Source organism: Stenotrophomonas maltophilia group sp. SKK55 (assembly GCF_057179845.1).
On sequence record NZ_JBXUHP010000011.1, the window covers coordinates 388691 to 403507 of the forward strand.

Annotated in this window: 11 protein-coding genes and 1 riboswitch; of the genes, 4 read left to right on the forward strand and 7 right to left on the reverse strand. The window is 66.8% G+C overall.

The window, feature by feature from the left end; translation table 11 throughout:
• Positions 1-523: 523 nt before the first annotated feature.
• Positions 524-2488, forward strand: coding sequence for a M2 family metallopeptidase (locus tag AC2A1N_RS06750; protein WP_061478837.1), 1965 nt, complete (start codon positions 524-526; stop codon positions 2486-2488).
• A 127-nt stretch (positions 2489-2615) separates the two neighbouring features.
• Here AC2A1N_RS06750 and AC2A1N_RS06755 read toward each other — a convergent pair whose 3' ends face one another.
• From AC2A1N_RS06755 to AC2A1N_RS06765, 3 genes are all read right to left on the reverse strand, one after another.
• Complete coding sequence (locus AC2A1N_RS06755; protein ID WP_005418286.1) at positions 2616-3008, reverse strand: hypothetical protein; 393 nt, start codon at positions 3006-3008, stop codon at positions 2616-2618.
• Between the two features lie 83 nt (positions 3009-3091).
• Entirely contained in the window at positions 3092-3988 is an 897-nt protein-coding gene (locus tag AC2A1N_RS06760; protein WP_061478838.1) for a siderophore-interacting protein, read from the reverse strand.
• Positions 3989-4129: 141 nt separating this feature from the next.
• Complete coding sequence (locus AC2A1N_RS06765) at positions 4130-5356, reverse strand: multidrug effflux MFS transporter (protein ID WP_061478901.1); 1227 nt, start codon at positions 5354-5356, stop codon at positions 4130-4132.
• 298 nt (positions 5357-5654) lie between these two features.
• Positions 5655-5757: riboswitch (glycine riboswitch) on the forward strand.
• Between the two features lie 62 nt (positions 5758-5819).
• On the opposite strand from AC2A1N_RS06765, the gene gcvP reads away from it, so the two are divergent.
• Positions 5820-8687, forward strand: a complete 2868-nt coding sequence (gene gcvP, locus AC2A1N_RS06770; protein WP_061478839.1) for an aminomethyl-transferring glycine dehydrogenase — start codon at positions 5820-5822, stop codon at positions 8685-8687.
• A 92-nt stretch (positions 8688-8779) separates the two neighbouring features.
• Here gcvP and AC2A1N_RS06775 read toward each other — a convergent pair whose 3' ends face one another.
• The 3 genes from AC2A1N_RS06775 to AC2A1N_RS06785 all read right to left on the reverse strand — a co-directional run bounded on the left by AC2A1N_RS06775 (position 8780) and on the right by AC2A1N_RS06785 (position 11549).
• Positions 8780-9190: a VOC family protein gene (locus AC2A1N_RS06775; RefSeq protein WP_005418291.1), complete on the reverse strand. Its 411-nt coding sequence runs from the start codon at positions 9188-9190 to the stop codon at positions 8780-8782.
• 186 nt (positions 9191-9376) lie between these two features.
• Complete coding sequence (locus AC2A1N_RS06780; protein ID WP_484371823.1) at positions 9377-10744, reverse strand: amino acid permease; 1368 nt, start codon at positions 10742-10744, stop codon at positions 9377-9379.
• A gap of 82 nt (positions 10745-10826) precedes the next feature.
• Positions 10827-11549 (reverse strand): helix-turn-helix transcriptional regulator, encoded by a 723-nt coding sequence (locus AC2A1N_RS06785; protein ID WP_005418296.1) that lies wholly within the window; start codon positions 11547-11549, stop codon positions 10827-10829.
• A 112-nt stretch (positions 11550-11661) separates the two neighbouring features.
• Between AC2A1N_RS06785 and AC2A1N_RS06790 the strand changes: the two genes are divergently transcribed.
• Together AC2A1N_RS06790 and AC2A1N_RS06795 are read left to right on the forward strand one after the other, a co-directional pair.
• Positions 11662-13743, forward strand: coding sequence for a catalase (locus tag AC2A1N_RS06790; RefSeq protein WP_484371825.1), 2082 nt, complete (start codon positions 11662-11664; stop codon positions 13741-13743).
• 22 nt (positions 13744-13765) lie between these two features.
• A complete protein-coding gene (locus AC2A1N_RS06795; RefSeq protein WP_082783300.1) occupies positions 13766-14254 on the forward strand; it encodes a hypothetical protein in 489 nt (162 codons plus the stop codon).
• A gap of 107 nt (positions 14255-14361) precedes the next feature.
• Here AC2A1N_RS06795 and AC2A1N_RS06800 read toward each other — a convergent pair whose 3' ends face one another.
• Positions 14362-14643 carry a hypothetical protein gene (locus AC2A1N_RS06800; protein WP_061478843.1) on the reverse strand — a complete coding sequence of 94 codons (282 nt, stop codon included), beginning with the start codon at positions 14641-14643 and terminating at the stop codon, positions 14362-14364.
• Positions 14644-14817 lie beyond the last annotated feature (174 nt).

The following is a 14817-nucleotide window of genomic DNA, read 5'->3' on the forward strand; positions in this document are numbered from 1 at the left end:
TCCCGCAACCGGACCCACCCCGCCTTCGACAGATTTTCGCGATCTGTCGGAACGACGCATTGCCCTGGTGGGTGTCGACCTTGGTCGACACAGTAGATCCACGCCATGCGTGGATGACCCATTCGATATCTGACAGATGTGTCGACCAAGGTCGACACCTACCGACAGCACACGGAATCTGTCAGAGGTGGGGCGGTGTCGGAGTGCGGGGTGTCAGCCGCATGGGCCCGAGGCATGCCTCGGGCGGGTTGGGCAGGACGCCCAACCCCGGTCTTGCCGTGTGCGCAGGAAAGCGCACACGAGCATGCGGCTGCCAAGCCTACACGGACGTACTTGCGGCGTCCCCGCACTCCGACACCGCCCCGCCAAACCACGGACAGTCCGCTGTTGCTGCTGCTTCGGCCTTTGCCGTTGCTTGAAGGCCTCTGCGGGTGCCGGGCGCCGCCAGGCCGACTTCCGCCACTTGCGGTCGCAGCCACTGCCCACTAGCCTTCGGCCGTCGTTCACCACCCAAGGACCGCCCGTGAAACACCGTCATCTCCTGCTGGCCTCGGCAATCGCCGCCGCCACGCTGGCCCTGGCCGCCTGCAAGAAGGAAGCTGCCCCAGGCACCGACACCGCAAGCAGCAGCGCTCCGGCCGGTGAAACCGCCGACCAGTTCGTGGCCCGCATCAATGCCGAATTCAAGGCCGCTTACCCGGAGATGACCTCGGCGCAGTGGCTGTCCTCCACCTACATCAACGGTGATTCGGAACGCATTGCGGCCAAGGCCAACGAGCGTTCGCTGACCCAGCTCAACAGCTGGATCGAACAGGCCGCCAAGTTCGAAGGCAAGCCGATGAGCGAGGACAGCAAGCGCGCGATCCACCTGCTGAAGCTGATGTCGTCGATGCCTGCACCGCGCGACCCGGCCAAGCTGGCCGAGCTGACCCAGATCGCCACGCGCATGGAAGGCAGCTACGGTGCCGGCAAGTACTGCACCGATGCCAATGATCCGAACTCCTGCCGCCAGCTGGGCGAGCTGGAACAGGTGCTGGCGCGCAGCCGCGACTATGACAAGCAGCTCGACGCCTGGCAGGGCTGGCACAGCACCACCAAGAGCATGCGCGGCGACTACCAGAGGTTCGTCGGCCTGGTGAACGAAGGCGCCAAGGGCATGGGCTTTGCCGACGCCGGCCAGATGTGGCGCAGCGGCTACGACATGCCGCCGGAGCAGATCGGCCCGGAAACCGACCGCCTCTGGGAACAGGTCAAGCCGATGTACGAGCAGCTGCACTGCTACGCACGCGGCAAGCTGGACAAGACCTACGGCAAGGACAAGGCCGAAGTGGGCAACGGCCTGATTGCCGCGCACCTGCTGGGCAACATGTGGCAGCAGGACTGGTCGAACCTGTGGGACCAGCTGGAACCGTACCCGGGTGCCGGCAGCCTGGACATCACCGCTGCACTGGAAAAGCAGTACCAGACCAACCTGAGCGCGGCGCTGGCCAAGGCAGGCAAGGACGCCAACGTGGCTGCCCAGTACAAGGCGCAGCGCGAAGCCGAACTGCGTACCGCCAAGCAGATGACCGAACGCGCACAGGACTTCTATGTGTCGCTGGGCATGCCGTCGCTGCCGCAGTCTTACTGGGAACGCACCCAGTTCATCAAGCCCGACGACCGCGATGTGGTCTGCCACGCCAGCGCCTGGGACATGAACATGGAAGGCGATGTGCGCACCAAGATGTGCATCAAGCCGAACGAAGAGAACTTCACCACCATCTACCACGAGCTGGGCCATATCTATTACGACCTGGCCTACAACCCGCTGCCGCCGCTGTTCCAGGGCGGTGCCAACGATGGCTTCCATGAGGCGATCGGCGACACCATCGTGCTGGCGATGACGCCCAAGTACCTCAGCTCGATCGGCCTGGTCGATGCACCGACCGAGAGCCGCGAAGCGGTCATCAACAACCAGATGCGCATGGCGCTGTCGGGCGTGTCGTTCCTGCCGTTCGGGCTGATGATCGACCGCTGGCGCTGGGGCGTGTTCGATGGTTCGATCACCGCCGACAACTACAACAAAGCGTGGTGGGACCTGAAGGCCAAGTACCAGGGCGTGGCCCCGGCCAGCACCCGTGGCGAGGAATTCTTCGATCCGGGCGCGAAGTACCACGTGCCGGGCAACACCCCGTACACCCGCTACTTCCTGGCCCGCATCCTGCAGTTCCAGTTCTACAAGGGCCTGTGCGATGCGGCCGGCTACAAGGGCCCGCTGCACGAGTGCACCTTCTACGGCAACAAGGAAGCCGGCCAGAAATACTGGGCGATGCTGAGCAAGGGTGCCAGCCAGCCGTGGCAGGCCACGCTGAAGGAGCTGACCGGCACCGACAAGCTCGATGCCGGCCCGATGATCGAGTACTTCACTCCGGTCAACGAGTGGCTGAAGCAGCAGAACGAAGGCCAGATGTGTGGCTGGCAGGCCAACGCGGCCCCGGCGGCGAAATGAGAAAAGGGGCGGATCCGCAAGGATCCGCCCCTTCTCCGTGTTGTAGAGCCGAGCCATGCTCGGCTGCGTTTCCACCGTGCTGCGCACGGCAAGCCGAGCACGGCTCGGCTCTACAGATTCGGCGCGATCAGCTGTCCTTCTTCGCCGCCATCGCCGCGGCCAGTTCCGCCTTGAATTCCTCGAAGGTCTGGCCCTTCTCTTTCGCTTCGGCATGCGCGGCGTCGCGCAGCGCATCGGAGTACATCAGGCGCACCGGCGTGCCGTTGCGCTCGTGCAGTTCACCTGCCTGCATGATCAGCGCCAGTACCTGTGCGGCGGAGTCACTGTGGCCGGCGATGCGGCCGTCCATGCCCAGCACCCATTCGCCGTCGCGGCGCACGACACCGGCCAGCAGGGTGCGCTGCGCGTCGCGCAGTTCGGCATGCGGCTCCACCGGCGAGGCCTGGGCAGCGGCCTTGTTGGCGGCCTGCTTTTCCTGGCGACGGCGCTGGTCGCGGCGGGTCTTGGAGCTGGTGGACATGGTGCGGTACCGCTGCGAAGGGGGGCGCAAGGATAGCGCACCCCGCCCGCAGCGCTGCTTCACGCGTGCTCGATCCAGTCCGGTCAGTCCAGCACCTTGCCATGCCGCCAGTAGCCCATGAAGGTGATCGCGCGGCGGTCCAGCCCGCAATCGCGCACCAGGTGGCGGCGGATCGCCATCACCGCCCCCGCCTCACCCGCCACCCAGGCATACAGCGGACCGGCCACACGGGTATCGGCCTGCTCCCAGAGGATCTGCGTATCGACGTCGATCTCCTCCAGCGCATCGCCGGCAGCCACGCTCGAGGTCGCTGCCAACCGCGCCTGGACCGCCTGCAGCAACGGCTGTCCGTAGGCGGCCTGCCCGCGCGGCAGCCAGACCAGCTCGGCGCTGGAGGGCGCCTTCAGGTGCACCGCATCACCGGCCTGCGCCACCTCCAGCAGCGCCAGCGTGCGCGGTGGGTCGACCATGGCCGCCAGTTCCTCAAGAATGCCAGCCACCGCCGGTAGCGCGGTTTCATCGGCCACCAGCAGCACCTGGCCGACGCCGGCCGGCGGCCTCCATTCCCAGCCTTCGCTGCTGTCGGCACAGTCGGCATCGGGGGCCAGCAGCACTACGCGGTCGCCCGGTCGCGCGTGGATGGCCCAGCGCGAGGCCGGCCCGGTCTCGCCATGCAGCACGAAATCAACATCGACTTCGCCCAGCTCTGCACGCAGCTGGCGGATGGTATAGGTGCGCATCGGCGGGCGCTGATCGTCCGGCAGCGCCCGGTAGCGGGGGTACCAGTCCTCGCCGCTGGGCACCTGTGGCAGGTCCTGCCCGGGCAAGGGGAAGAACACCTTGATGCGCTGGTCCGGGCCTTCGGTCTTCATCCGCGCCACGTCGGCGCCGGTGAACACCATGCGGTCCAGGGAAGGGGAAAGAACGCGGCGCTCCTTCAGCGCCACCTCGAACAGGCGGTAGGTCTGCTGCGCAGCCATGGCGAAACCTCATGCAACGACATTGGGTCGGCTGGCTGTCGTGCACCCACGCACCGGCTGGCTGGAATGCCCAGCCTAGTCCGGCCGTTCCCTGCCGCAAGTGTTTCGGGCATCGCGGCCCACCCTACCCCTGCGCGCTGCTCAGTGACCCGTGCAGGCTGCCCGCGCCGCGCGCTCGCGCTGGTGTTCCCAGTACCAGAACACGAAACCGGCGCCGAAGAACGCCGCCTGGCCCAGTGCCAGGTGCAGCGGGCTGCCGCTCAGCAGTGGTGACACCACGCCGGCCACCACGGTGCTGATCATCAGCTGCACGAAGGCCTGCAGCGACGAGGCCAGGCCGCGCTGATGCGGGTACATGTCCAGCACCGCCAGCGCCAGGATCGGGAAGATCAGCGCCATGCCCATGCCACCCAGGAAGATCGGCAGTACCGCCCATGGCAGCACGAACTGTGGCGACAGCACCACGTAGCCAACGTTCAACAGCACTGACAATGCGCACAGGCCGAAACCAATGGAGACCTGGCGGGTGGGCGTGGTGTGCCCGGCCATGCGCCCGGACAGGAATGAGCCGGTGGTCATGCCGCCGATGGTCGGGATGAACAACCAGGCGAAACCGCCCTCGCCCAGGTGCAGGTGCTGCATCACGAACACCGGCGCCGAGGAGATGTACAGGAAGATTCCACCAAAGCCGATGCTGCCGGCCAGCGCCAGGCGCAGGAAGCGTGGATTGAAACCGATGCGCACGTAATCACGCATCAACGCGCGCGGTGACAACGGCACGCGCGCTTCGACGGGATGGGTCTCGGGCAGGTAGCGTGCAGTGGCCGCCAGCAGGACCAGCCCGAACACCACCAGGAACCAGAAGATCAGCGGCCACCCCGCGCCACTGAGCAGGATCCAGCCACCGATGATCGGCGCGATGGCCGGGGCGATGCCGAACAGCATCGACACCTGGCTCATCAGCCGCTGCGCGTCATGGCCATGGTACAGGTCGCGGATCACCGCGCGGCCGACGATCATGCCGACACCCGCCGACAGGCCCTGCAGCGCACGGAACGCCAGCAGCGTGGTCAGGTCGGTGGACAGTGCACAGCCCACCGAGGCGCCGACGAACACCACCAGGCCACCGAGGATCACCCGCTTGCGGCCCCAGGCGTCGGACAGCGGACCGTGCGCCAGGCTCATCAGGCCGTAGAACAGCAGGTAGACGCTGATGGTCTGCTGCACCGCCACCTCGTCCACCGCCAGGCGCCGGGCCAGCTGCGGGAAGGCCGGGAAGATGGTGTCGATCGAGAACGGGCCGAACATGGCTAGGCCGGCAAGCAGCAGGGCCATGCGGCGGGTGGAGGGAGCAACAGCGGCGGTCATGAGAAAGGCGTCCGGCAGGGCCATGCGTGGCACGCACGGCGGGCGCCGGTCCCCTTCTGCAGGGACGGCGCCAGATGAATTCGGGTATCCGGCCATCATAGGTGGGGATTGCGCCCGATGCCATGCAGCGATGCACAAAACGCACGTCCGGGCCATCGGCCATTCAGCCGCGGGGCCGTGCCGGGAGGCGGCCAGCGGGCCCGCAACGGGCTATAATCCGCCGGCAACACGGTGGGAGAAGCGGAACACCGCTGCCGAAGGCGCAACGCCCGTAATCGCTCAGGCCCGATACCACCCGTAACAGAACTCTGGAGAGACCGGTTCGATCCGGCGCCGAAGGGGCACGAAGCTGCGGTCCGCCGCGCTTTTAAACTCTCAGGCAAAAGGACAGAGGGGCGCCCCGCAGACCGCCGACCGGCGGCTTGTGCCCGTGCGTGTGCCCTTTCCTGACGGATCCTTCGCCATGTCCCAGAACACCCCTTCCCTGCGTGAGCTCGAGCACCACAATGCGTTCGTCGAGCGCCACATCGGCCCCAACGATGCCGAGATCGCGCAGATGCTCGACGTCGTCGGCCACGCGTCGCTGGATGCGATGACCGATGCCATCGTGCCGGCCAAGATCAAGTCGCCGGCACCGCTGGCGCTGCCGGAGTCGATGACCGAAGTGCAGGCACTGGCGAAGATCCGCGCGATCGCCGACAAGAACACCGTGCTGCGCAGCTTCATCGGCCAGGGCTACTACGGTACCCATACCCCGAACGTGATCCTGCGCAACATCCTGGAAAACCCGGCCTGGTACACCGCCTACACCCCGTACCAGGCCGAGATCTCGCAGGGCCGCATGGAAGCGCTGATCAACTTCCAGACCCTGTGCGCCGACCTCGCCGGCATGGAGATCGCCAACGCCTCGCTGCTGGACGAAGCCACCGCCGCCGCCGAAGCGATGACCCTGGCCAAGCGTTCGGCCAAGTCGAAGTCGGACACCTTCTTCGTGCACGACGCCGTGCACCCGCAGACCCTGGAACTGCTGCGCACCCGCGCAGAACCGATGGGCATCGTGCTGCGCGTCGGCACCCCCGCCGAAGCACTGGAAGCGGAAGCCTTCGGCCTGCTGCTGCAGTACCCGGACACCTTCGGCCAGGTCGGCGACTACAAGGCCCTGGTCGAGGCCGTGCACGCACGCGGCGGCCTGGTGGCCGTGGCCACCGACCTGCTGGCGCTGACCCTGCTGGCCGCACCGGGCGAATGGGGCGCGGACATCGTGGTCGGCAACAGCCAGCGTTTCGGCGTGCCGTTCGGCTTCGGCGGCCCGCACGCCGCGTTCATGGCCTGCCGTGACGCCTACAAGCGCTCGATGCCGGGCCGCCTGATCGGTGTCTCCATCGATGCCCAGGGCAACCCGGCCTATCGCCTGACCCTGCAGACCCGCGAGCAGCACATCCGCCGCGAGAAGGCGACGTCGAACATCTGTACCGCACAGGTGCTGCTGGCGGTGATGGCCTCGATGTATGCGGTCTACCATGGTCCGGAAGGCCTGACCCGCATCGCCCGGCGCACCCACCGCCTGGCCTCGATCCTGGCTGCGGCACTGCGCAACGCCGGCGTGCAGGTCGGTGGCGACTTCTTCGACACCCTGCACATCACCGGCGTGCATGCCGATGAGATCCACGCCAAGGCACGCGCCGCCGGTTACAACCTGCGCGCGATCGACAGCGACTCGGTCGGCATCAGCCTGGACGAGACCGCCACCCGCGCCGACGTGGTCGCGCTGGCCGCCGTGTTCGGCGCGCAGGCCGACGTCGATGCGCTGGATGCCAGCACCGCCGACGCACTGCCGGCCGGCCTGCTGCGCCAGTCGGCGTTCCTGACCCATCCGGTGTTCAACACCCACCACAGCGAGCACGAACTGCTGCGCTACCTGCGTTCGCTGGCCGACAAGGACCTGGCGATGGACCGCACGATGATCCCGCTGGGCTCGTGCACCATGAAGCTCAACGCCACCGCCGAGATGATCCCGGTGACCTGGCCGGAGTTCTCGCAGATCCACCCGCTGGTGCCGGCCGACCAGGCGCTGGGTTACAAGGAACTGATCGATACGCTGGAAGCGATGCTGGTGGAATGCACCGGCTACGACGCGGTCAGCCTGCAGCCGAACTCCGGCGCGCAGGGCGAGTACGCCGGCCTGCTGGCGATCCGCGCCTACCACCGCTCGCGCGGCGAAGGCCACCGCGACATCTGCCTGATCCCGGACTCGGCGCACGGCACCAACCCGGCCTCGGCGCAGATGTGCGGCATGAAGGTCGTGGTGACCAAGACCGATGCCAACGGCAACGTCGACGTCGAGGACATCCGCCTCAACGCCGAGAAGTACAGCGACCGCCTGGCCGCGATCATGATGACCTACCCGTCCACGCACGGCGTGTTCGAGGAAGAGGTGGTCGAGATCTGCGAGATCATCCACAAGCACGGCGGCCAGGTGTACACCGACGGCGCCAACATGAACGCCCTGGTCGGCGTGGCCAAGCCGGGCAAGTGGGGTTCGGACGTTTCGCACCTGAACCTGCACAAGACCTTCTGCATCCCGCACGGCGGTGGTGGCCCGGGCGTGGGCCCGTGCGCGGTCAAGGAGCACCTGGCCCCGTTCCTGCCGGGCAAGCTCGGTGAAAACGGCCCGGTCGGCATGGTCAGCGCGGCCAGCTTCGGCAGCGCCTCGATCCTGCCGATCAGCTGGATGTACATCGCGATGATGGGCCGCGAAGGCCTGCGCAAGGCCACCCAGGTCGCGCAGCTCAACGCCAACTACATCGCCAAGCGCCTGGCCCCGCACTTCAAGACCCTGTACACCGGCCGCAACGGCCTGGTGGCGCACGAATGCATCCTGGACGTGCGCCCGCTGGAGAAGACCAGCGGCATCGGCGCCGAGGACGTCGCCAAGCGCCTGATCGACTTCGGCTTCCACGCCCCGACCCTGAGCTTCCCGGTCGCGGGCACGCTGATGGTCGAACCGACCGAGAGCGAGTCGCTGCACGAGCTGGATCGCTTCATCAACGCGATGATCCAGATCCGAGAGGAAATCAGCGCGATCGAAGACGGCCGCCTGGACCGCGAGGACAACCCGCTGAAGAACGCGCCGCACACCGCCACCGCGGTGACCGCCAGTGAGTGGACCCACGCCTACCCGCGCGAACTGGCCGCCTTCCCGCTGGCCAGCCTGAAGCAGAGCAAGTACTGGCCGCCGGTGGCACGCGTCGACAACGTGTACGGTGACAAGAACGTGATGTGCGCCTGCATCCCGGTCGATGCCTACAAGGATGATGAAGTCGAGGCTTGATTCCTCACTGCATCGATAAAGAAAACGGCCCGCTTGCGCGGGCCGTTTTCATGAGGGCGTGTGGACCAAGGTCCACACCCACAATTACCCGATCACGGGTCCGGCATCTGTCCCAGGCTCAACTGCCACGATACGCCGAAGCGGTCCTGCACCCAGCCATAGCGGTTGCTGAAGTCGTAATCACCCACCGGCATCAACCAATGGCCGCCCTCGCCCAGCACGCGTGCTGCACGCTCGAACTGCTCGGCACCGGAGCACTCGACGAACAGCGAGATCGACGGGCTGAAGGTGAAGTCGTGCACATCCAGGCTGTCGAAGCACAGGTAATGGGTGCCACCGAGCAGGAAGATGGCCTGGCGGACCTGTCCGGGTACGCCGGCGCCGGCCCCCTCGGGGTGGCGTTGCAGGGCCAGCAGGCGGAAATCGGCAAAGGCTTCGGCGTACAGGGCCAGCGCGGCCTCGGCCTGGCCGGTGAACATCAGGAAGGGACGGCTGCGCAGCATGCGGTACTCCTGGTCGACGGGCCGCTGGCGACCCACACGATCAGGATGGCACGGCGGATGTATGCCGGCTGTAGAGCCGAGCCCGCGCTCGGCTGGCGACTACGCGAACAGCAGCCGACCACAGGGTCGGCTCTACAGAAACTACAGCAACCGCAGCCGACCACAGGGTCGGCTCTACAGCTTCAGTCACGCCTCGCGCATGCGCCGGGCGATGGCGCTGCCGGCGGCGATGGTGGCGGTCAGCGCCACCATCGACAGGAACTGCAGGCGGGTGTGCGCCTCGCTCAGCAGCAGGCCGAAGATCAGCGCCAGGATCGCCAGCGCGCAGCAGGTCAGCCACGGGAAACCGGCCATGCGGAACGGCAGCCGGGTACCCAGGCGATCGGCGCGGCGGCGCAGTACCAGCTGCGAAACCAGCGACAGCGTCCACACCAGCAGGCAGGTGGAACCGACGATGTTCAGCAGCACCGGCAGCACCCGGTCCGGGAACAGCAGCTCCATCACCGTGGCCGCAAAGCCGAACAGCACGCTGGCCAGCACGGCGATGACCGGCACCTGCCGCGGATCGGTCCAGCCCAGCACGGCCGGCGCTTCGCGGCGCTGCGCCAGCGAATACATCATGCGCGAGGCGCCGTAGAGGTTGGCATTGAGTGCCGACAGCAGCGCGATCACCGCGATCAGGGTGATGGCGGTGCCGGCGCCCGGAATGCGCGCAATGTCCAGCACGGCGGCGAAGGGCGACTTCAGTGCTTCGCTGATCCAGGGCACCACGGCGATGATCACGCTCAGCGAGCCGATGTAGAACACCAGAATGCGCCAGGCCACGGTACGGATGGCACGGGCGATGCTGCGTTCGGGATCTTCGGTTTCGGCCGCCGCAACGGCAACGATTTCGGTCCCACCGAAGGCAAAAACGACAACCAGCAGCGCCGCACCGATCCCGGCCAGGCCCTTCGGTGCGAAACCGCCGTGTCCGGTGAAGTTGCTCAGGCCAGGTGAGGTGACCTGCGGCAGCCAGCCCATCAGCAGTGCCACGCCGATGGCAATGAAGGCCAGGATCGCCGCCACTTTCAGGATGGCGAACCAGAATTCGAACTCGCCGAAGTTCTTCACCCCGAGCAGGTTGATCGCAGTGAAGAACAGCATGAAGGCCAACGCAGCCATCGGCACCGGCACCACCGGCCAGACCGTGGCAAGCAACCCGGCCGCACCCACCGCCTCGGCGGCGATCACGATCACCAGCTGCACCCACCACAACCAGCCGACCGTGGCGCCAGCGGTGGCGCCCATGGCATCGGCGGCGTACACCGAGAACGCGCCGCTGGTCGGTTTGGCCGCCGCCATCTCGCCCAGTGCGTTCATCACGATGATCACCAGCGCGCCAGCGACCAGATACGAGACCAGAACGGCCGGACCGGCCGCCTGCACACCGACGCCCGAGCCGAGGAACAGGCCGGCGCCGATGGCACTGCCCAGGCCCATCATGATCAGCTGGCGGGGCTTGAGCGAATGTCCGAGGCGGGACGGCGAAGCGGTCGGAATCGAATTGGGCATCGGCGGGGCTGGCGGCGGGCTACAGGGGCGACACCTTACCCTGTCCCAGGCCCGCGGGGATAGGCACAGCGCAGCAGGGGGCTCAGGCCAGTGCGGGCTCGCCGACGTTGCCGCCGATCCGGGCGCGATAGGCGCGCGGCGAGAAACCGGTTTCAGCCTTGAACTTGCGGGTGAAGGCGCTCTGGTCGCTGAAACCGCAGGCCTGGCCGATGCAGGCAATGCTGTCGTCGCCATGCAACAGGTGCATGGCCATCTGGATCCGCAGCCGGGTCAGCACCTGCTGCGGGGTCATCTGGAACACCTTGCGGAAACTGCGCTCCAGCTTGGACAGCGAAAAGCCTGTGATGTCCAGCAGGGTCTGCATGCGCACGTTCTCGGCGTAGTGCGCGTTGAGGTGGGCCAGCGCGAGCCGCAGCTGCTCGTACTGCGCGCCCAGGCTGTCCTTCTGGCCCAGGTCGCGGGAAATGCCGATCAGGCCCTCGATGGCGCCGTCGACCAGCAGCGGGCGCTTGCAGGTCAGGCACCAGCCCGGTTCGCGGTTGGCGAACAGGTGCAGCTCCATCAGGTTCTCGATCACCTCGCCGGACAGCACGCGGGCGTCCTGGTCGACATAGTCCGCGCTGAGGCCGGTCGGGTAGATCTCGGCCGCTGTGCGCCCGATCACGTCCTTGCGCGCGCGCAGGCCCAGCCGTCGCAGCATGGTCTGGTTGACGTGGGTGTACCGCCCCTGGCGGTCCTTGATGAAGAACAGCACGTCCGGGATGGCGTCGAACAGGGCTTCGATGTCGGCGGGCTCGACTCGCATGGGGCAAGCATACCCGAGCCTGCTTTTGCCCGTACGTTCACCTTTGCCGGACCTGGGTTTAACGGGTTCGGTTCCAGTGTCGTGGTTCACTTGATGATCCGGAGCCTCCCCCATGGCCGCCAGCAAGCCGACCGGCAAGCGCGCAACCGAAAACCACCCCCGCGGCAACGGCGATGAACTGCACCCGCGCGCCGGCGGCAGCCACCCGGCGATGACCACCGATCAGGGCATCCCGGTGGCAGACAACCAGAACTCCCTGCGGCAGGGACCTCGAGGACCCACGCTGCTGGAAGACTTCATCCTACGCGAGAAGATCACCCACTTCGATCACGAACGCATTCCCGAGCGCATCGTGCACGCACGTGGCAGCGCGGCACATGGCTACTTCGAGTTGACCCGGTCTCTGGCCGCCCACACCCGGGCGCGCATCCTGACCGAGGTAGGCGTGAAGACGCCCGTGTTTACCCGCTTCTCGACCGTGGCCGGTGGCGCAGGGTCGGTGGACACTCCGCGCGACGTGCGCGGCTTCGCGGTCAAGTTCTATACCAAGGAAGGCAACTGGGATCTGGTCGGCAACAACATCCCGGTGTTCTTCATCCAGGACGCCATGAAATTCCCGGACCTGGTGCATGCGGTGAAGATGGAACCAGACCGTGCGTTCCCGCAGGCGGCTTCGGCCCATGACACCTTCTGGGACTTCATTTCGCTGATGCCCGAGTCGATGCACATGATCATGTGGGCGATGAGCGACCGCGCCATTCCGCGCTCGCTGCGCATGATCGAAGGCTTCGGGGTGCACAGCTTCCGCCTGCTGAACGAGGCGGGCGAGTCGACGTTCGTCAAATTCCACTGGCGACCCAAGCTGGGCATCCAGTCAACGGTCTGGGACGAAGCGTTGAAACTGCAATCGGCTGACAATGACTTCCATCGCCGCGACCTGTTCGAGGCCATCCAGCGCGGTGACTTCCCCGAGTGGGAACTGGCGGTGCAGCTGTTCACCGAAGAAGAAGCGGACGCATTTCCGTTCGATCACCTGGATCCGACCAAGATCATCCCTGAATCGCTGGTACCGCTGCAGGTGATCGGGCGCATGGTGCTGGACCGCTGGCCCGACAACTTCTTCGCCGAGACCGAGCAGGTGGCGTTCTGCCCGGCCAACGTGCCGCCGGGCATCGACTTCAGCAACGATCCGCTGCTGCAGGGCCGCCTGTTCTCCTATCTGGACACCCAGCTGCTGCGGCTTGGCGGCCCGAACTTCCACCAGATCCCGGTGAATGCCCCGAAGTGCCCGTTCGCCAATCACCACCGCGACGGCCACATGCAGATGCAGGTGCCCAAGGGTCGCGTCGCCTATGATCCCAGCTCGCTGCAGGAGGACTCCCCGCGCGAGACGCCTGCGGGTTTCCGCAGCCACGCCAGCGCCGACGATGGCCGCAAGGGCCGCACCCGCGCCGAGAGCTTCGCCGACCACTACAGCCAGGCCCGCATGTTCTTCCGTAGCCTTGAGAAGCCGGAACAGGCGCATCTGGCATCGGCACTCGTGTTCGAATTGTCCAAGGTGGAAACACTCAAGGTGCGGGTGCGTACCGTCAGCCACCTGCGCAACATCGACGAATCACTGGCGCAGCGCGTAGCCGATGGACTCGCGCTGCCTGCACTGCCCGACCCCGCGCCGACCGCCACGCCGGCGCAGGACATGCCTGCCGCTCCCGAGGTGCGCGTGATCGGGCGCAACAAGCCCACCCTGCAGGGGCGCAGCATCGGCATCCTGTTTGATGAGGGCTCCGACGCGCGCGTGATGGCCAGCCTGAGCAAAGCGACGCGGAAGGCGGGTGCAGACGTGAAGCTGGTCGCGCCCAAAGTAGGCGGCGCCACGCTGAGCGATGGGGCGATGCAGGCGGCGGATGGGCAACTGGCGGGCACGCCATCGGCTGTGTTCGATGCGGTAGCCGTGGTGCTCAGTCCGGAAGCCGCGAAGGCCTTGTCGAAAGAGAGTGCAGCCATCGAGTTCGTCAGCCAGGCGTGGGCGCACCTGAAGGCCATCGCCAGCGACGCAGGCGGCCAGGCGCTGCTGAAGGCGGCGCGCGTCGGAAATGATGCCGGCATCGTCGAAGCGGAAGACGCCAAGGCCTTCCTGGCGGCGGCCGCCACCCGCCAGTGGGCGCGTGAACCGAAGCTGCGCCTGCTGGCCTGACTACTACAACAGGAGAACCGTCATGCCCCGTGGTGACAAATCCGCATATACCGACAAACAGAAGCGCCAGGCCGAGCACATCGAGGAAAGCGAGCGCGAGCGCGGTGCCAGCGAAAGCACCGCCGAACGCATCGCCTGGGCCACCGTGAACAAGCAGGACGGTGGCGGCAAGCGTAGCGGCAGCGCACGCAAGGGCACGAAGAAGGCGGCCAGCAAGAAGGCTGCCAAGAAGGCGCCTGCCAGGACGTCGGCCACAAAGAAGGCCACGACCAAGGCGACGGCAGCGAAGAAGGCACCTGCGAAGAAAGCGGTGGCAAAGAAGGCACCCGCTCGCAAGACCGCCACAAAGAAGGCCGCAAAGAAGACGGCGAAGAAGGTTGCGGCCAATAAGGGGGGTACGGCCGCCTCGCGGAGCGCCGCCGCAAAGAAGGCGGCGGCTACCCGTGCCCGAAAGGCAGCGACACGCAAGACCGCAGCGAAAAAGGCTGCCCGAACGCGGAGCAGAGATTGATCGTCCCCGAAAACGGGGAACAGCCCGCGCCCGCATCGCAGGCGCGGGATGTGTGGCGCAGCGCCTACTCTCGCTGGGTCGGTCCCAAGCGACCCGCGCACCTTACCTCAGCGGGACGGCCCCGCCGTCACTGCAGCTGAGGGCACCGGCACGGCAGCCGCCTGCAGCGTGCGCAACGCCGCGATCGGAATGGCCTCGGCACGCCGCTGCTGCGGCCACCAGACGAACAGGAACGCGCTGCTGGAACCGAGCAGGCGCGCAGTGCCCGGCAAAGGCGCGCGGTCGCCGTTCAACTGCAGGCGGATCACTTCGCCGCTGCCAGCGTTGTGGATCTGCCCCCCGCGCACCGTCATGTAGTTCGCCGCGCCCAGCGCCATGAAGGCGGCCACGCCAGGGTCATCGTGATCAGCGGGCGCCGGCCTACGTCCTCTCATATGGAGGAGTGAAGACCGAGCGATAACGGCCGTACGGCATCGGTGGCAGCGCGACTCACCTGCTCTGCCATCCAGAGACACTCGTGGCTCAGGCACACCGATGAAGGCAGTGCATGTCGCGCAGTTTGT

Bases quoted from the DNA above. Each gene is read 5' to 3' on its own strand.
- AC2A1N_RS06755 (WP_005418286.1), bottom strand. From the start codon at position 3,008: ATGTCCACCAGCTCCAAGACCCGCCGCGACCAGCGCCGTCGCCAGGAA.
- AC2A1N_RS06760 (WP_061478838.1), bottom strand. From the start codon at position 3,988: ATGGCTGCGCAGCAGACCTACCGCCTGTTCGAGGTGGCGCTGAAGGAG.
- AC2A1N_RS06765 (WP_061478901.1), bottom strand. From the start codon at position 5,356: ATGACCGCCGCTGTTGCTCCCTCCACCCGCCGCATGGCCCTGCTGCTT.
- gcvP (WP_061478839.1), top strand. From the start codon at position 5,820: ATGTCCCAGAACACCCCTTCCCTGCGTGAGCTCGAGCACCACAATGCG.
- AC2A1N_RS06775 (WP_005418291.1), bottom strand. From the start codon at position 9,190: ATGCTGCGCAGCCGTCCCTTCCTGATGTTCACCGGCCAGGCCGAGGCC.
- AC2A1N_RS06780 (WP_484371823.1), bottom strand. From the start codon at position 10,744: ATGCCCAATTCGATTCCGACCGCTTCGCCGTCCCGCCTCGGACATTCG.
- AC2A1N_RS06785 (WP_005418296.1), bottom strand. From the start codon at position 11,549: ATGCGAGTCGAGCCCGCCGACATCGAAGCCCTGTTCGACGCCATCCCG.
- AC2A1N_RS06790 (WP_484371825.1), top strand. From the start codon at position 11,662: ATGGCCGCCAGCAAGCCGACCGGCAAGCGCGCAACCGAAAACCACCCC.
- AC2A1N_RS06795 (WP_082783300.1), top strand. From the start codon at position 13,766: ATGCCCCGTGGTGACAAATCCGCATATACCGACAAACAGAAGCGCCAG.